Origin of the sequence: Amycolatopsis sp. lyj-346, assembly GCF_046548975.1 — a bacterium.
Classification (GTDB): domain Bacteria; phylum Actinomycetota; class Actinomycetes; order Mycobacteriales; family Pseudonocardiaceae; genus Amycolatopsis.
The window spans coordinates 94338-112860 of sequence record NZ_JAJPWT010000007.1 but is presented as its reverse complement, the minus strand read 5'-3'; the positions used below and the strand labels follow the sequence as shown (position 1 = coordinate 112860).

Below are 18523 nucleotides of genomic sequence, written 5' to 3'. Positions count from 1 at the left end.
CTACCTGCCGAGTTCGTTGTCAAGGGCCGCGAAGAGGTCGTCGTCGGTTTCCAGATCGAGGGTCGCGACGGCGGGCGCTCCGTCCACGGTCCGGAGCAGGCCGCGCAGCCGCGCGGCGTACGTCGCTGCCGGTCCGTCGCCGTCCGGCGGGCCGGCGGCCGTGAGCGCGGCCTCGAGGACGTCCAGGGCGGCCTGGACCGGGTCCGCCACTTCGCCGGCCAGCTCGCCCCGCAGGTATTCCGCGACGGCCTGGGTGGTCGGGTGGTCGAAGACGAGCGTGCTGGGCAACCGCAGCCCGGTGGCGTTGCCGAGCCGGTTGCGGAGCTCGACCGCGGTGAGCGAGTCGAGGCCGAGGTCCAGCAGGCCACGCTGGACGTCGATCGTCCGTGGTGCCGGGTGGGCCAGGACGACGCCGACCTGTTCGGTGACGAAGTCGAGCAGCAGCTGCCGCTGTTCCGCGACGTCCAGGCCCGTGAGCCGCTGCGCCAGCGGGACCTCCGCCGGAGCGGAGGGACGCCGGGCGGCTCGGCGCTCGGTGCGCACCAGGCCCCGGTACAGCTCGGGCAGGGCGTCCCCGAGGCCCCGCAGGGCCGCGAGGTCGAGGGCCACCGGCGCGAGCACCGGCGGGGTCCCCGCCTCGCCCGCCTTCGCTCCGGCCAGGGCCAGGTCGAGTGCCGCGAGGGCCCGGTCGGCCGGCATCGGCAGGATCCCGTTGCGGGCGAGCCTGGCCCGGTCGGCGCGGTCGAGGTCGCTCGCCATGCCGTCCTGCCACATGCCCCAGGCCAGCGACACGGCGGGCAGGCCCGCGGCGCGCCGGTGTTCGGCGAGCGCGTCCAGGAAGGTGTTGCCGGCGGCGTAGTTCGCCTGTCCCGCGTTGCCGACCAGGCCGGCGACGGACGAGAAGAGGACGAAGTCCGTCAGCTCCAGCCCGGCGGTCAGCTCGTGCAGGTTCCAGGCGGCGGCCACCTTCGGCCGCAGCACCCGGGCGAGGCTCTCCGGGCTCGTGGCCGCCAGCGTGGCGTCCTCGACGACTCCGGCCGCGTGCACGACCGCGGTGAGCGGGTGCTCCTCCGGGATCGAGGCGAGCAGCCCGGCCAGCGCGTCGCGGTCGGCCACGTCGCACGCCGCGACCCGGACGTCCGCGCCGAGCGCCGCCAGTTCGGCGACCAGGTCCGCCGCCCCGCCGCGCCGGCTGGTGAGCAGCAGACGGCGGGCGCCGCGGCCGGTCACCAGGTGCCGGGCGACCCGGGCGCCGAGTGCGCCCGTGCCACCGGCGATCAGCACCGTGCGTTCCGGGTCGAACGCTTCGGCGGCGTCCGGGGCCGGGACCTTGGCGAGCCGGGTCACGCAGGCCCGTCCCTCGCGCAGTTCGAGCTGCGGCCGGGGGTCGGCCAGTGCCGCGGCCAGCAGCTCGCCGCCGGCCGGCAGGCCGTCGGTGACCACGTGCTGGAACCGGCCCGGGTGTTCCGACTCGGCGGTCCGGAGCAGCCCGGACAGTGCGCTGTGCGCCAGTTCCCCGGTGCTGACCACGGCGAGCCGCGCGCCGGCCGTCGCGTCGGTGGCGAGCCACTGCCGCAGGACCGCCAGCACCTCCGCCGTGATCCGGCCGGTCTCCTGCGGAGTGGCCGGGCGAACCGGAAGGACGACCACGTCGGGCACGCCCGAGGCCACCAGGCCGTCGAGGTCGGCGTGGTGCTCGGCGACGAGTCCCAGGTCGGCCTCGCCGAGGACCGCGATGGCCGGGTCGGTACCGGCGGACAGGTCCACAACGGCTCGCTCCACCGCGTACACGTGCTGGTCGGCGGTTCGGGTCAGCTCGGTCCCCGCCGGCAGGGCCCGCAGTGCCAGCGAGGCGACGGTGGCGACCGGCGCACCCGTCTCGTCGGCGATGCCGACCGCGACCGTTCCGTCCGGGCCTGCCGACAGCTTGACGCGCAGGGTGCCGGCCGGGGACCCGGTCAGCTGGACGCCGCCGAAGGAGAAGGGCAGCCGCAATTCGGCCGCCTCCTCCACGAGCAGGGCGTGCAGCGCGGCGTCGAACAGGGCCGGGTGCAGGGCGAATCCGCCGGGGTCGACGGACGGCCGGACTTCGGCGTAGAGGTCGTCGCCCACCCGCCAGGCCGCCTGAAGGCCCTGGAAAGCGGGGCCGTAGCCGTAGCCCCGGTCGGCGAGGCGGTCGTACAGGTCCTCGACCGGCAGGGCTTCGGCGCCGGCCGGCGGCCAGGACGCGAGGCCGGGTTCAGGGCCGTCGGGGACGGCGGCCACCACGGTTCCGGTGGCGTGCCGGCGCCAGCCGTCGTCGTCCCCGCGCGAGTGGACGGCGACGGGCCTGCGGCCGTCTCCGCCGGGGCCGCCGACCGTGATCTGGAGCTGGAGCGCACCCTCGCCGGGCAGCACCAGGGGTTCCTGGAGGACCAGCTCCTCCAGCCGCGCGCAGCCGAGCGCGGTGCCCGCGTGGAGCGCGAGCTCCACCAGGGCCGTGCCCGGGACCAGCACGGTGCCGGCGACGGCGTGGTCGGCGAACCAGGGGTGGCTGCGGGCCGAGATCCGGCCGGTGAACAGGACACCGTCGGAGTCGGCGAGCGGAACCGCGGCCCCGAGCAGCGGGTGCCGCGCGGAGTCGAGCCCGGCCGAGGTGACATCGCCGCCGCCGGGCCCTTCCGTGAGCCAGTAGCGCCGGCGCTGGAAGGGGTAGGTCGGCAGGTCCGCGGCCGGTCCGGCGTGCTCGCCGAACAGGGCGCGCCAGTCCACCGGCACGCCCCGCACGTGGGCGTGGGCCACGGCGGTGACGGCGGTGTGCGGCTCGGGGCGCCCGCCGCGCAGCACCGGGACCAGGAGCGAGCCCGCGTCGAGGCAGTCCTGCCCCAGCGCGCTGAGCACGCCGTCCGGGCCGAGCTCCAGGAAGGTCCGCACGCCTTCGGCCGCCAGAGCGCGGACCGCGTCCAGGAAGCGCACGGGACGGCGGACGTGCCGGACCCAGTACTCGGGCGTGCTCAGTTCTTCGGCGCCGACCGGCTGCCCGGTCAGGGTGGAGACGATCGGGATGGCCGGCGCGGCGAAGGTGAGTCCCTTCGCGACCGTTTGGAACTCGTCCAGCATCCCGTCCATGTGCGGGGAGTGGAAGGCGTGGCTGACACGCAGCCGCTTGGTCTTGCGCCCTTGTGCCGCGAGTTCGGCTCCGACGGCTTCGACGGCTTCCGCGTCGCCCGAGAGGACCACGGCGGTGGGACCGTTGACGGCGGCGATGCCGAGCAGGTCCTCCCGGCCGGCGAGCAGCGGCAGCACCTCCTGCTCCGCGGCCTGCACGGCGAGCATCGCGCCGCCGCCGGGCAGGGCCTGCATCAGCCGGCCGCGGGCCGCGACGAGCTGCGCCGCGTCCGGCAGCGAAAGGACGCCGGCAACGTGCGCGGCGGCCAGCTCGCCGATGGAGTGGCCCGCGAGGAAGTCCGGCCGGACACCCCAGCTTTCGAGGAGCCGGAAGAGCGCGACCTCGGTGGCGAACAGGGCGGCCTGGGTGAAGCCGGTCTGGTCCAGCGGCGCCGGGTCCGCACCGAAGAGGACGTCGAGCAGCGGCGTTTCCAGCCACTGGTCGAGCTCTTCGCACACGGCGTCCAGAGCCTCGGCGTAGGCGAGGTAAGCGGTGTACAGCTCCCGGCCCATGCCGAGCCGCTGGCTGCCCTGCCCGGTGAAGAGGAAGGCCGTCCGGCCGTCCACGGGGGTACCCCGCACGGTCGGTGCCGCGAGTCCGCCGACCGCTTCGCCGGCGGTGGCGGCCACCACCACGGCGCGGTGCGGCAGCCCGGCCCGGCCGACGGCCAGTGTCCGGCCCGTCGAGGCCAGGTCCTGCGGCCCGATGCCGTCGACGGCCGCACCCACCTGGCCGGCCTGCGCCAGCAGGGCCGCGTCGGTGTGCGCGGACAGCAGCAGCGGCACGACCGGCATCGGCGAGGCCGGCGGGACCGCCCGCTCGGCCGGCGGCTGCTCCACGATGACGTGGGCGTTGGTGCCGCTGATGCCGAAGGAGGACACGCCCGCCCGGCGCGGCCGCCCGGACTCGGGCCACGGCAGCGCCTCGGTGAGCAGTTCCACGTCGCCGGCGGACCAGTCCACGTGCGGGCTGGGCTCGTCGATGTGCAGGCTCTTGGGCAGCACCCCGTGCTGCATCGCCATGACCATCTTGATGACGCCGGCCACCCCGGCGGCGGCCTGTGCGTGGCCGATGTTGGACTTCAGGGAGCCCATCAGGAGGGGTGACGGGCGCTCCTGCCCGTAGGTGGCGAGCACGGCCTGGGCCTCGATCGGGTCGCCCAGCGTGGTGCCGGTGCCGTGGGCCTCCAGCGCGTCGACGTCCGCGGTGCGCAGGCCCGCGTTGGTCAGTGCCTGGCGGATCACCCGCTCCTGGGAGGGGCCGTTGGGGGCGGTGAGGCCGTTGCTCGCCCCGTCCTGGTTGACGGCGGTTCCGCGGATGACGCCGAGGATCCGGCGGCCGTTGCGCCGGGCGTCGGAAAGCCGTTCCAGCAGCAGGATCCCGGCGCCTTCGGCCCAGGCCGCCCCGTCCGCCCGTGCGGAGAAGGACTTGCACCGGCCGTCCGGGGCCAGGCCGCGTTGCCGGCTGAACTCGACGAACAGGGTCGGCGCGGCCAGCACGGTCACGCCACCGGCCAGTGCCAGCCCGCACTCGCCGTTCCGGAGGGCCTGCGCGGCGAGGTGGATCGAGACGAGCGAGGAGGAGCAGGCGGTGTCGACGGTGATCGCCGGTCCCTGCAGGCCGAAGGTGTAGGCGACGCGGCCGGAAGCGACGCTGACCGTGCTGCCGACCGACAGGTAGCCCTCCAGCGCCTCGGGGGCGTCCTTGAGGCGGGCCGCGTAGTCGTTGGCCATCACACCGGCGAACACCCCGGTCTGGCTGCCCTTGAGCGACGTCGGGTCGATGCCCGCGCGTTCGAAGGCCTCCCAGCAGATTTCCAGCAGCAGACGCTGCTGCGGGTCGATGGCGGTGGCCTCCCGGGCACTCACCCCGAAGAGCTCGGGGTCGAACTGCGGTGCCTCGTAGAGGAAACCGCCGTGCCGGGTGTACGAGGTGCCCGCGTGGCCGGGGTCGGCGTCGTACAGGCCGTCGAGGTCCCAGCCGCGGTCGTCCGGGAACGGGCCGATGGCGTCCCGCTCGTCGGACAGCAGCGCCCACAGCTGCTCCGGGGAGCCGACCTCGCCCGGGTAGCGGCAGGCCATCGCGACGATCGCGATCGGCTCGTCGGCGGCGACGGCGACCGGTTCGGCCACGGCCGGCGCGGCGGCCGAGCCGAGCAGTTCGGTCCGCAGGAAACCGGCCAGCTCGACCGTGCTCGGGTGGTCGAACACCAGCGTCGCGGGCAGCTTCAGACCCGCGGCCGCGTTCAGCCGGTTGCGCAGTTCGACGGCCTTGAGCGAGTCGAAGCCCAGCTCGGTGAAGGCCCGCTCGGGCGCGACCTGGCCGGCGTCGGTGTGCCCCAGCACGGAAGCCACCACGCCGCGGACCAGTTCCAGCAGCGCACGTTCCTGGTCCGGGCGGGCCAGGGGCGCCAGGCGTTCCCGGAGGGAGTTCCCGCCCGCCTGCTCGACGGCGGCGGCACGCCGGGCCGGGCGCACCAGGCCGTGGAAGAGCGCGGGCAGCGTGCCGTCGTCGCGCTGCGCCCGCAGTCCCGTGTGGTCCAGCAGGGCCGGGACGAGCACCGGACGGCGGGTCGCGAGGGCCGCGTCGAACAGCGCCAGTCCCTGCTCGGTGCCGATCGGGGCGATGCCGCCCCGGGACAGGCGGGCGAGGTCGGCGCCGGTCAGGTGCCCGGTCATCCCGCTGCCCTCGGCCCACAGGCCCCAGGCCAGCGACGTCCCGGGCAGGCCCAGCGCCTGGCGGTGCCGGGCGAGCGCGTCCAGGTAGGTGTTGGCCGCCGCGTAGTTGGCCTGCCCCGCGGTGCCGACCGTGCCGGCCAGCGAGGAGAACAGGACGAACGCGGCCAGCTCCAGATCGGCCGTCAGCTCGTGCAGGTGCCCGGCGGCGTCGACCTTGGGCCGCAGCACGGTGTCGAGCTGCTCGGCCGTGAGGGCGGGCAGCGTGCCGTCGTCGAGGACGCCGGCGGTGTGCAGGACCGCGGTGAGCGGGTGCTCCGCGGGGATCGCGGCCAGCATCGCGGCGACCGCCGCGCGGTCGGCCGTGTCGCAGGCGACCACGGACACGTCGGCGCCGTGGGCCGTGAGTTCGGCCTCCAGCTCCAGCATGCCCGCCGCGTCCCGGCCGCGGCGGCTCGCCAGCAGCAGGTGCCGGACACCGTGCTCGGCGACGAGGTGGCGGGCGAACAGCCGGCCCAGGGTGCCGGTGGCGCCCGTGACGAGCACGGTGCCCCCGGGGTTCAGCGCGGGCCCGGTGCCGTCCGCCGGGGGCGACTTGACCAGCCGCGGGACGAGCAGTGCGCCGTCCCGCAGGCTCACCTGGGCGTCCGGTACGGCCAGTGCACGGCCGAGCTCGGCCTCGGAGACGTCCCAGTCGGTCAGGTCCAGCAGGCCGAACCGGCCGGGGTTCTCGGCCATGGCGGTCCGCACCAGCCCCCAGACGGGAGCCGAGCCGAGACTGGCCTCCGTGCGCGCGGTGGTCGCGTCCCGGGTCGCGAAGACCAGGCGAGAATCGGCGAACCGCTCGTCGGCGAGCCACTCCTGGGCCAGCCGCAGGGCCCGGTGGGCCACCGGGCCGGGGCCGTCCTCGCCGGGGAAGGGGACCACGACGAGCGGCGGGGTTCCGGCGATGCCGTCGAGGTCCGGGTAGCGGCCCAGCGGGGCGGGCAGGCCGTGGCCCAGCTCGTCGAGGACGGCCCACCCGGCGGCCGGGGCGGCCGCCGGGGCGGGCGTCCACTCCACCTGGAGCAGCGGCTGACGCGGGGTGCCCGAGCCGGCCAGCTGCGCGGGGTCCACGGCTCGCAGGCTGAGCGTCTCCACCGACGCGATCGGCGCACCGCCCGCGTCGGCGATGGCCAGGGCGGCCCCCGAGCCGTCCGGGGTGATCCGGACCCGCAGCACGCCGGCGTCGACCGCGTGCAGCCGGACGCCGGTCCAGGCGAACGGCAGCACCAGGCGGCCGTCCTCCGCGAGCGCCAGCGGGTGCAGGGCGGCGTCGAGCAGGGCCGGGTGGATCCCGAACTCGCCCGGCGGGACGTCGTCCGGGAGCGCGACCTCGGCGAACATTTCCGTTCCGGCGCGCCACAGCGCCCGCAGGCCCCGGAACGCGGGGCCGTACTGGAAACCCCGCTCGGCGAGCGTGTCGTACGCCGACGTCAGGTCGACCGGCTCGGCGCCGGCCGGGGGCCAGGCGGTGCCGGCCGGTACGCCCGCAGTTCCGTCCGCGTGCCCCAGTACGCCGGTGGCGTGCAGGGTCCACGGGTGGACCGCGGCGTCGCCGGACCCGGGCTCCGGGCGGGAGTGGACCGACAGCGCGCGCCGGCCCTCCTCGTCCGGCGCCTCGACCACGACCTGGAGCTGCACCCCGCCGCGGCCGGCCAGCACCAGCGGCGCCTGGAGGGTCAGCTCGTCGAGCTGGTCGAGGTCCGTGTGGTCGCCCGCCCGGATGGCGAGGTCCACGAACGCGGTACCGGGGAGCAGCACGGTGCCGGCCACGGCGTGGTCCGCCAGCCAGGGCTGCGCGTCCAGGGCGATCCTGCCGCTCAGGACCAGCTTCTCCTCGTCGGCCAGCCAGAGCGCGGCACCGATGAGCGGGTGCCGCTCGGCGGCCATGCCGAGCCCGCCCGCGTCCCCGGCCCGCGCCGGGCCCTCCAGCCAGTGGCGACGGCGCTGGAAGGGGTAGGTCGGCAGGTCGACGCCCGCACCGCGGCCGACGGCCACGGCCGCCCAGTCGAGCGGGGCGCCCGAAACGTGGGCCCGCGCCGCGGAGGCGAGGAAGTCGTCGAGCCCACCTTCGCCGCGGTGGAGCGAGGGCACGGTGACGGCACTGTCGTACGCCGTGTCGTCGATCGTCTCCTGGAGCGCGATGGTCAGCACCGGGTGGGCGCTGGCTTCGATGAAGACGCGGTGACCCTGCTCGAGCAGGGCCCGGGTGGCCGCCTCCAGCCGGACGGTCTGGCGGAGGTTGCGGAACCAGTACGCGCCGTCGAGCTCCGTGCCGTCCAGCGGCTGCCCGGTGACGGTGGAGAGGAAGGGCACCTCGACCGCCCGCGGGGTGATCGAAGACAGGGCGTCGAGAAGCTCGTCCCGCAGGCTTTCGACGTGCGCGGAGTGGGAGGCGTAGTCGACCGGGATGCGCTTGGCCCGCACCTTGGTCTCCTTGCAGTGGGCGACCAGCTCCTCGAGCGCGGTCACCTCCCCGGCGACCACCACGGAACGCGGGCCGTTGTGCGCGGCGACGTCGATGGCGCCGTCCCAGCGGGTGATGAGCTCGCGGACCTCGCCGGCCGGCAGGGCCACCGAGACCATCCCGCCGGTACCCGCCAGCTTCACGATCGCCCGGCTGCGCAACGCCACGACCTTCGCCGCGTCGTCCAGCGACAGCGCACCCGACACCACGGCCGCCGCGATCTCACCCTGCGAATGCCCGATCACCGCGTCCGGCTCGATGCCCACCGAACGCCACAACGCGGCCAGGGACACCATCACCGCCCACAGCGCCGGCTGCACCACCTCGACCAGGTCGAACCCGGGCGCACCCGGCACCCCGCGCAGGACGTCCAGCAACGACCAGTCCGTGAACGGCGCCAGCGCCCGCTCGCACTCCGCCAGCCGGGCAGCGAACACCGGGGACGAGTCGAAGAGCTCCAAAGCCATGCCCGGCCACTGCGAACCCTGCCCCGGGAACACGAAGACCGTCTTGCCCGGGCCCGTGACCGCACCCTGCACCAGGTTCGGCGCGGACCCGCCCGAGGCCAGCGCGTCGAGGCCCGCCAGCAGCTCATCCCGGCCGTCGCCGGAAACCGCCGCCCGGAACGGGAGGTGCGGGACCCGGGTCGCGAGCGCCGAAGCCACCCGCGCCGGATCGGCGTTGCCCGCGGCCAGCAGCGCACGCACCTGGACGGCCCGCGCCGCCAAGGCCGCCTCGCTCTTCGCCGAGACCACCAGCGGAAGCCCCGCCACCGGGGCACCGGCCACGACCGGCTCCGGGCCCTGCTCCAGGACCACGTGCGCGTTCGTGCCACTGATGCCGAACGAGGACACGGCCGCGCGCCGCGGACGCGGCACCTCCGGCCACGCCCGGCGCTCGGTGACCAGCTCCACCGCACCCGCCGACCAGTCGACGTGCGGGGTCGGCTCGTCCACGTGCAGCGTCGCCGGGAGCTCCCCGTGACGCATCGCCATCAGCATCTTGATGATCCCCGCGACCCCCGCGGCCGCCTGCGTGTGCCCGATGTTCGACTTGATCGAGCCCAGCCGCAGCGGCTCTTCGCGGTCCTGGCCGTAGGTGGCCAGCAGCGCGTTGGCCTCGATCGGGTCACCGAGCCGGGTACCGGTGCCGTGCGCCTCGACCGCGTCCACCTCGTGCGGAGCGAGACGGGCGTTGGCGAGGGCCTGGCGGATGACGCGTTCCTGCGAGGGCCCGTTGGGGGCGGTGAGGCCGTTGCTCGCTCCGTCCTGGTTGACCGCGGAACCGCGGATCACGCCGAGGACGTCGTGCCCGAGCCGCCGGGCGTCCGACAGGCGCTCCAGCACCAGCACGCCCGCACCCTCGGCCCAGCCCGTCCCGTCCGCCGAAGCCGCGAACGACTTGCAGGTCCCGTCCGGCGACAGGCCACGCTGACGCGAGAACTCGACGAAGGTCGTCGGCGTGGACATCACGGTGACCCCACCGGCGAGGGCCATCGAGCACTCGCCCTGGCGCAGTGCCTGAGCGGCCAGGTGCACCGCCACCAGCGACGAGGAGCACGCCGTGTCCAGCGTGACCGCCGGCCCTTCGAGGCCGAACGTGTAAGCCACCCGGCCCGACAGGACACTCGAGATCGTGCCGGTCAGCAGGTGCCCCTCGAAGCCCTCCGGAGCACTCCCCAGCCGCGACCCGTAGTCGTTGTACATCACCCCCGCGTAGACCCCGGTCGGGGAACCGTGCAGCGAGGCGGGGTCGATCCCGGCCCGCTCCAGCGCCTCCCACGCGACCTCCAGCAGCACCCGCTGCTGCGGGTCGGTCGCGATCGCCTCACGCGGGCTCAGCCCGAAGAAGCCGGCGTCGAATTCCGCGGCTTCGTAAAGGAATCCGCCCTTGCGCGTGGACGACTTGCCGATCTTCTCGGGGTCCGGGTCGAAGAGGTCGTCGACGTTCCAGCCGCGGTCGGCCGGGAACTCGCCGATCGCGTCCCGGCCCTCGGCCACGAGCCGCCACAGGTCCTCCGGCGAGGAAACGCCGCCCGGGTAACGGCACCCCATCCCGACCACGGCGATCGGCTCGTCCAGTCCCGTGGCGTTGGCGGTCACCGACGCGACGACGGCCGTTCCGGTCGCGTCGAGCCGGTCCAGCAGGAAGTCCGCCACCGCCCGGGGCGACGGGTGGTCGAACACGAGGGTGGTGGGCAGGCGCAGCCCGGTCACCGAGTTGAGCCGGTTGCGCAGTTCGACACCCGTGAGGGAGTCGAAGCCGGTGTCCTTGAAGGACTTGGCCGGGTCGACGTCGGCGTCGGCTCCGTGCCCGAGAACCAGTCCCACGGTCTCCCGCACGGTCTTGAGCACGGCCTGCGCCCGCTCCTGCGCGGCCAGCGCGAGCAGCCGCTCGGCCCACGACGAGTCCGGGCCGCGGGCGGCGCCTGCCGCTTGACGGCGGACGCGGACCAGGCCGGTGAACAGCGAGGGGAGCGCGTTCTCCCCGGCACGGGCGCGCAGGGCGCCCAGGTCGAGTTCGGCGGGCACCAGCAGCGGCTCCGCCGAGGCGAGCGCCGCGTCGAACAGCTCGAGCCCCAGTTCCGGGGTCAGCGGGACGATCCCGTTCCGCTTCCACCGCGCGACATCGGCGTCGGCGAGCGTTCCGGCCATGCCACCGGTGCTGTCCCACAGGCTCCACGCGAGGGAGGTGGCGGGCAGGTTCCGGGCGCGGCGGTGCTGCGCGAGCGCGTCGAGGAAGGTGTTCGCGGCCGCGTAACCGGCCTGGCCGGCGTTGCCCATGAGACCGGCGATGGAGGAGAACACGACGAACGAGGCGAGGCCGAGTGACTCGGTGAGGCGGTGGAGGTGCCAGGCCGCGTCCACCTTCGGGCGCATCACCCGCTCCAGCTGACCGGCCGACAGCGACGCGACCGTCGCATCGTCCAGGACACCCGCCGTGTGCACCACGGCGGTCAGCGGGCGCTCGGCCGCGACGTCGTCCAGCAGACTGGCCAGCGCGGCGAAGTCCGACACGTCACACGCCGCGACCCGGGCCTGCGCACCCGACTCCGCCAGCTCCGCCACGAACTCGGCCGCACCCGGCGTCTCGCCACCACGACGTGACACCAGCAGCAGGTGCCGGGCACCGTGGTGCGTCACCAGCCGGCGGGCCACCAGCCGGCCCAACGTCCCCAGCGCACCGGTCACCAGGACCGTGCCCGCCGGATCCAGCCCCGCCACCGCACCCGCCACGGCACCCGCGGCCCGTGCCAGGCGCGGCACGAACAACCGGCCACCTCGCACCGCCACCTCGGGCTCGCCCGAAGCCAGCACGGCAGGCAGCAGCTCCAGGCCACCCTCGTCCAGGTGGGCGAGGACCAGCCGGCCGGGCTGCTCGGTCTGCGCGGTCCGGATCAGGCCTGCGAGCGGGGCCGTGGGCAGGGTGCCGTCCGGCACGACCACGACGAGACGGCTCTCCGCGAACTGTGGCGCGGCCAGCCAGTCCTGCACCGCCGCCAGCCCGCGTGCCGCCGTGGCGTGGGCCTGGTCGAGCAGGTCACCGCCGGTGCCGAGCTCCCGCTCGCCGAGCACGACGAACTCCGGTACGTCGGCTCCGGCGTCGATCGCGGCGGCGAGCGCGGCGAGGTCGGCGTAGGGCGCCTCGCCCAGCCGGACCCACCGCTCGCCGGCCACCGGCTCGGGCGCCGGGACGGCCTCCCAAGCCACCCGGTACAGGGATTCCACGGCCGGGCCGGCCACGGCGAGCCGGTCGCGGGCGATCGGCCGCAGGGCGACCGACTCGATCGCCGCGACCGGAGCGCCGGCACCGTCGGCGACCGCGAGGCGAGCGGTGTCCTTGCCGGTGTGGGTCCAGCGGACCCGCAGCACGGTGGCACCGACGGCGTGCACGACGAAGCCCGAGAACGAGAACGGCAGGTGGATCGTGCTGTCGTCGTGCGCCGCTTCGAGCACGAGGACCAGGGGGTGCAGGGCGGCGTCGAGGAGGGCGGGGTGGAGACCGAACCGCCCGGCTTCGTCGTGCAGCTGCCCGGGCAGCACGACCTCGGCGAAGAGATCGTCCCCGGCGCGCCAGGCCGCGCGGAGACCGGAGAAGGCGGGCCCGTACCCGTAACCCAGCTCGTCGAGGCGGTCGTAGACGCCGTCGAGCGGGATGGGGGTGCCACCGGCCGGGGGCCACTGGTCCAGGGAAACGCCCGGCGCGGGAACGGCGGACGTGAGCAGGCCGGTCGCGTGGGCGGTCCACTGCGCTTCGCCGGTCCGCGAGTACACCGTGAACCGGCGGTCGCCGCGCGGATCGCCCCGGTCGACGGTCAGCCGGATCGAGACGGCGGCGGTTCCGGTCAGCGCCAGCGGTGACTGGAGGGTGAGCTCTTCGACGGTGGCGAAGCCGAGCTGCTCGGCAGCATGGCTCGCCAGCTCCAGGAACATCGTCCCCGGCACCAGGACCGTCCCGCCGATCGCGTGATCGGCCAGCCACGGGTGCGAGGACAACGACACCGACGCCGAGAACTGCACCGCGTCACCATCGGGCTCGGTGATCACCGCGGCCAGCAACGGGTGGTCCACCGCCGTCAGCCCCAGCCCCGCCGCGTCACCGGACCGCGGCGCGGCCAGCCAGAACCGCTCACGCTGGAACGCATAAGTCGGCAGCTCCACCACGCCGGAACCCGGCAGGAACCCCGCCCAGTCCACGTCCACGCCGTGCGCGTGCACCGCACCCAAGGCGGTGAGCAGGGAACGCTTCTCGGCACGGTCCTTGCGCAGCACCGGAACCACGACGCTGCCCTCGGTGCCGGCCAGGCACTCGCCCGTCAGGCCGGCCAGCGTCCCGTCGGGGCCCAGCTCCACGAACGCCGTCACCCCCAGGCCGGCCAGCGTGGCGATGCCGTCGGCGAACCGGACCGCCGACCGGGCCTGCACCGCCCAGTACTCGGCGGTGAACTCCTCGATCACCGCACCGGTGACGTTCGAAACGACCGGGATCCGGGGCGCCGAATGGGTCAGCGTCCGGGCGACCTCGGTGAGCTCCGCGAGCATTCCGTCCAGGTGCGCGGAGTGGAAAGCGTGGCTGACCTTCAGCCGCGTCGCCTGCACCCCTTCGCCGCGAGCCAGCTCCAGGACTTCGAGCACGGCCGTCTCGGCACCCGAAATCACCGTGCTGACCGGGCTGTTGAACCCGGCCACATCCACATTGGACCGACCGGCGAGCCACCCCGCAACGCGCGCTTCACCCGCGTTCAGGGCCACCATCGCCCCGCCCTCGGCCACGCCCTCCATCAGCCGCGCCCGCGCACACACCAACCGCGCGGCGTCCTCGAGGGACAGCACACCCGCCACGTGGGCCGCGGCCAGCTCACCGACCGAATGACCCACCAGGTAATCCGGGGTCACGCGGTAGTGGGACAGCAGGCGGAACAGGGCGACCTCGATCGCGAACAACGCCGGCTGCGTGAACACCGTCCGCTGCAGCAGTTCCGGTTCACCCTCGAGCACGCCGGCGAGCGGACGGTCCAGGTGGACGTCCACCGCCCCGGCCACTTCGTCGAACGCCGCCGCGAACACCGGTTCGGCCGCGTACAGCTCACGGCCCATGCCCACCCGCTGGCTGCCCTGCCCGGAGAACAGGAACGCCACCGAACCCGCCGGGCCGGCCTCGCCCGGGGTCATCGCTCGCAGCGCGTCCAGGAGTTCCGCACGGGTTTCCCCCACGACGACCGCACGGTGCTCGAACCGGGCGCGCGACACGGCCAGCGAACGGCCCACCGCCACGACGTCCAGCTCCGGCCGCTCATCCAGGAACGCCGCCAGCCGGTTCGCCTGCTCCGCCAGCGCGGCCGCCGACTTGGCCGACACCACCCACGGCACCGGACCCGGCAGGTCCGCCGCCGGCGCATCGGTTTCCGTGACCTGCTCGACGATGAGGTGGGCGTTGGTCCCGCTGATGCCGAAGGACGAGATGCCCGCCCGGCGCGGACGGTCGAGCTCCGGCCACTCCTCGGCCTGCGTCAGCAGGTTCACCGCGCCGGACGGCCAATCGACGTGCGAGGTCGGCTCGGCCACGTGCAGCGTCTTGGGCAGGACGCCGTGCCGCATGGCCATGACCATCTTGATCACGCCCGCGACCCCGGCCGCGGCCTGCGTGTGCCCGATGTTCGACTTCAGCGACCCGAGCCGAAGCGGCTCTTCGCGATCCTTGCCGTAGGTGGCCAGCAGCGCGTGCGCCTCGATCGGGTCGCCGAGCTTGGTGCCCGTGCCGTGCGCCTCCACGGCGTCCACTTCGGACGCCGAGAGCCGCGCATTGGCCAGCGCGGCCCGGATGACCCGCTCCTGCGAAGGCCCGTTCGGGGCCGTCAGGCCGTTGCTCGCGCCGTCCTGGTTCACCGCGGAGCCACGGATCACCGCGAGCACCCGGTGCCCGTTGCGCTCGGCGTCCGACAGCCGTTCCAGCACCAGGAGGCCGGCGCCTTCGGCCCAGCCCGTGCCGTCCGCCGACGAGGAGAACGCCTTGCACCGCCCGTCCGGCGACAGGCCGCGCTGCCGGGCGAACTCCACGAACATGCCGGGCGTGGCCATGACGGAAACACCGCCCGCGACGGCCATGGCGGACTCGCCCTGGCGCAGCGACTGCGCGGCGAGGTGGAGCGCGACGAGCGAGGACGAGCACGCGGTGTCGACCGTCACCGCCGGGCCCTCCAGCCCGAAGGTGTAGGCCAGCCGGCCCGAGGCCACGCTGGCGGTGTTGCCGGTCAGCAGGTAGCCGTCGTACCCGCCGGACGGCTCGTGCAGCCGCGGCCCGTACTCCTGTGCGGTCGCGCCGACGTACACGCCGGTGCGGGTGCCGCGCAGCGCGGCCGGGTCGATGCCCGCCTGCTCGAAGGCCTCCCAGGCCGTCTCCAGCAGCAGACGCTGCTGGGGGTCCATCGCCGCCGCTTCGCGCGGGCTGATCCCGAAGAACCCGGCGTCGAACCGGTCCGCGTCGTGCAGGAAACCGCCTTGGGTGGCGTAGGTCCTGCCGGGGCTGTCCGGATCGGTGGCGAAGAGCGCATCGAGGTCCCAGCCCCGGTTGGCCGGAAACCCGCCGACCGCGTCGACTTCGCCGCTGACCAACCGCCAGAGGTCGTCCGGAGAGGCGACCCCGCCCGGCAGCCGGCAGGCCATGCCCACGATCGCGATCGGCTCGTCGGCGGCGATGGCCTGGTAAGCCTCGACGTCCTGGTCCAGGCCGAGGAGCTGATCGCCGAGGTGTTCGGCGAGCGCGGCCGGGGTCGGGTAGTTGAAGAGCAGGCCGGAGGGCAGCGAGAGTCCGGTGGCCGTGTTCAGCGCGTTCCGGAGCTCGACGGCCGAGAGGGAGTCGAAGCCCAGGTCCTTGAACGTCGTGTCGATGTCCACGGCACGCGCCGATCCGTGGCCGAGCACCGCGGCCACGTGCGCACGCACCAGCGCCAGCTCGTCGCCTCGCGGCGCGGACCGCTTCGGCCTTGCCGCATCGGTCCGGACCCGGACCGGCTCGCTCGCCGGGCCGGCCAGCCAGAACCGCGCACGCTGGAAGGCATACGTGGGCAGGTCCACCAACCCCGCACCGGGCAGGACCCGCTCCCACGCCACGTTCACACCGCGCACGTGCACCGCGGACAAAGCCGCCAGCAAAGAACGCCGCTCCGGACGTCCCCGGCGCAACACGGGAACCACCACGGCGTCCCCGGCACCCGCCAGGCACTCACCCGCCAGGCCGGCCAACGTCGCATCCGGGCCCAGCTCCACGAAAGCCGTCACCCCAAAGCGGGCCAGCGTCGCGACACCGTCGGCGAACCGCACCGCCGACCGAGCCTGGACCGCCCAATACTCGGCCGTGAACTCCTCGACCAGCTCACCGGTCACGTTCGACACCACCGGAATCCGCGGAGCCGAATACGTCAGTTCCCGCGCAACCTCGGTGAGCTCCGCCAGCATCCCGTCCAGGTGCGCGGAATGGAACGCATGACTCACCTTCAGCCGAGTGCCCTTCACGCCCTCGGCACGAGCCAGCTCCAGCACTGCCGACACCGCAGCTTCGTCACCCGAAACCACCGTGCTCACCGGGCTGTTGAACCCCGCGACCCCCACACCCGAACGGCCCTCGAGCCACCCCGAGACCCGCTCCTCACCCGCGTTCAGGGCCACCATCGCCCCACCTGCGGCCACGCCGTCCATCAAGCGCGCCCGCGCGCACACCAGCCGTGCCGCGTCCTCGAGCGACAGCACACCCGACACGTGCGCCGCAACCAGCTCGCCCACCGAGTGGCCCACCAGGTAATCCGGCACCACGCCGTGATGAGCCAGCAGCCGGAACAACGCCACCTCGACCGCGAACAACGCCGGCTGCGTGAACACCGTCCGGTCCAGCAGTTCCGGCTCGCCCTCGATCACCGCGACGAGAGAACGATCCAAGTACTCGTCAAGGGCCGCAACAACCTCGTCGAAAGCGGCCGCGAACACCGGCTCGCTCTCGTACAGCTCACGCCCCATCCCCAGCCGCTGGCTGCCCTGTCCCGGGAACAGGAACGCCACCGCACCACCCGGCACCGCGCGGCCCGGCACCACACCGGCCGCGGGCAATCCCGCAGCCAGCGCACCAAGACCCGTCAGGAACTCGTCACGAGTCTCCCCCACCACCACCGCACGGTGCTCGAACCGAGCCCGTGACACCGCAAGCGAACGGCCCACCGCCGCGACGTCGAGCTCCGGCCGCTCCGCCAGGAACGACACCAGCCGCTCCGCCTGACCGGCCACCGCCTCGGCCGACTTGCCCGACACCACCCACGGAACCACACCCGCCGGCGGAGCTCCGGTTTCCGCGGCCCGCTCGGTGCGCCAGTCCGACAGCACGACGTGGCAGTTGGTGCCGCCCATCCCGAACGAGCTGACCCCGGCGTAGAGCGGCTCGTCCGGTCGCGGCCACGGCCCGGCGTCCCGCTGGACGGCGAGCTTCAGCTCGTCGAACGGGATGTCCGGGTTGGGGGTTTCGAAGTTCAGGCTCGGCACGAGTTCGCGGTGGCGGATGCAGAGCGCCGCCTTCAGCAAGCCGACGATGCCGGCCGCGCCCTCGAGGTGCCCGACGTTGGTCTTCACCGAACCGACCCGCAGCTCGGCTCCGTCCACGCGGCCGTCACCGAGCACCGCGCCCAGCGCCGACGCTTCGATCGGGTCGCCCAGCTTGGTGCCCGTGCCGTGCAGTTCGACGTACTGCACCTGCTCCGCGGACACCTCGGCCCGCTCGTACGCCTGCCGCAGGACATCCTGCTGGCCGGCCGGGCTCGGTACGGTGAGGCCCTCGGTCGTTCCGTCGTTGTTCATCGCGCTGCCGTGCAGCACGCAGTAGACCGGGTCGCCATCGGCCAGGGCGGCGTGCAGCGGCTTGAGCACCACGAACGCGCCGCCTTCACCGCGGACGTAGCCGTTCGCCCGAGCGTCGAAGGTGAAGCTGAGGCCGTCGGGGGAAAGGGCGCCGAACCGCTCCGCGCCGATGGTGCTGTCCGGCACCAGGTTGAGGTTGACGCCGCCGGCGATGGCCGTGCCGGACTCGCCGCGGCGCAGGCTCTCGACGGCCAGGTGCACCGCGACCAGCGAGGACGACTGGCCGGTGTCCACCGCCGCACTGGGGCCGTGCAGCCCCAGGGTGTAGGAGATCCGGTTGGCGAGGACGCCGCGGTTGAGGCCGGTCAGGGTGTGGCGGGTGATGCCGTCGACCCCGTGCTGGTGCGTGAGGGCGGCGTAGTCGTCGGCGATGACGCCGACGAAGACCCCGGTCCGGCTGCCGGCGAGGTCGGCCGGGACGATCCGGGCGTCTTCCAAAGCCTCCCAGGCGAGCTCGAGCATCAGCCGCTGCTGCGGATCCATCGACGTCGCCTCACGCGGGCTGACGCCGAAGAAGCCGGCATCGAAACCGCTGACGTCCTCGAGGTAGCCCCCGGGCCGGGAGGGCAGCTCGGGGCGGCTTGCCGGGGGCGCGCCGATCGCACTGCGGCCGTCACGCAGCAGCTGCCACAGCCGAGCGGGGTTTTCCGCGTGGGGCAGCCGGCAGGATATGCCGACGATGGCGATCGCTTCGGTCGATGTCGACGTGTCCGCTTGGAATTCAACCATGGTCGGGCTGCCCTACCTGTTGTCACGTACGATGCTTGAGCGCCGGCCGTAGCACCCGCAGCCG

The 18523-nt window shown here is 74.3% G+C and carries 1 protein-coding gene; it reads right to left on the bottom strand.

Annotated features, from left to right (window positions below):
• Positions 1–18459 (bottom strand): SDR family NAD(P)-dependent oxidoreductase, encoded by an 18459-nt coding sequence (locus ACLJQE_RS22310; protein ID WP_410641251.1) that lies wholly within the window; start codon positions 18457–18459, stop codon positions 1–3.
• Positions 18460–18523 lie beyond the last annotated feature (64 nt).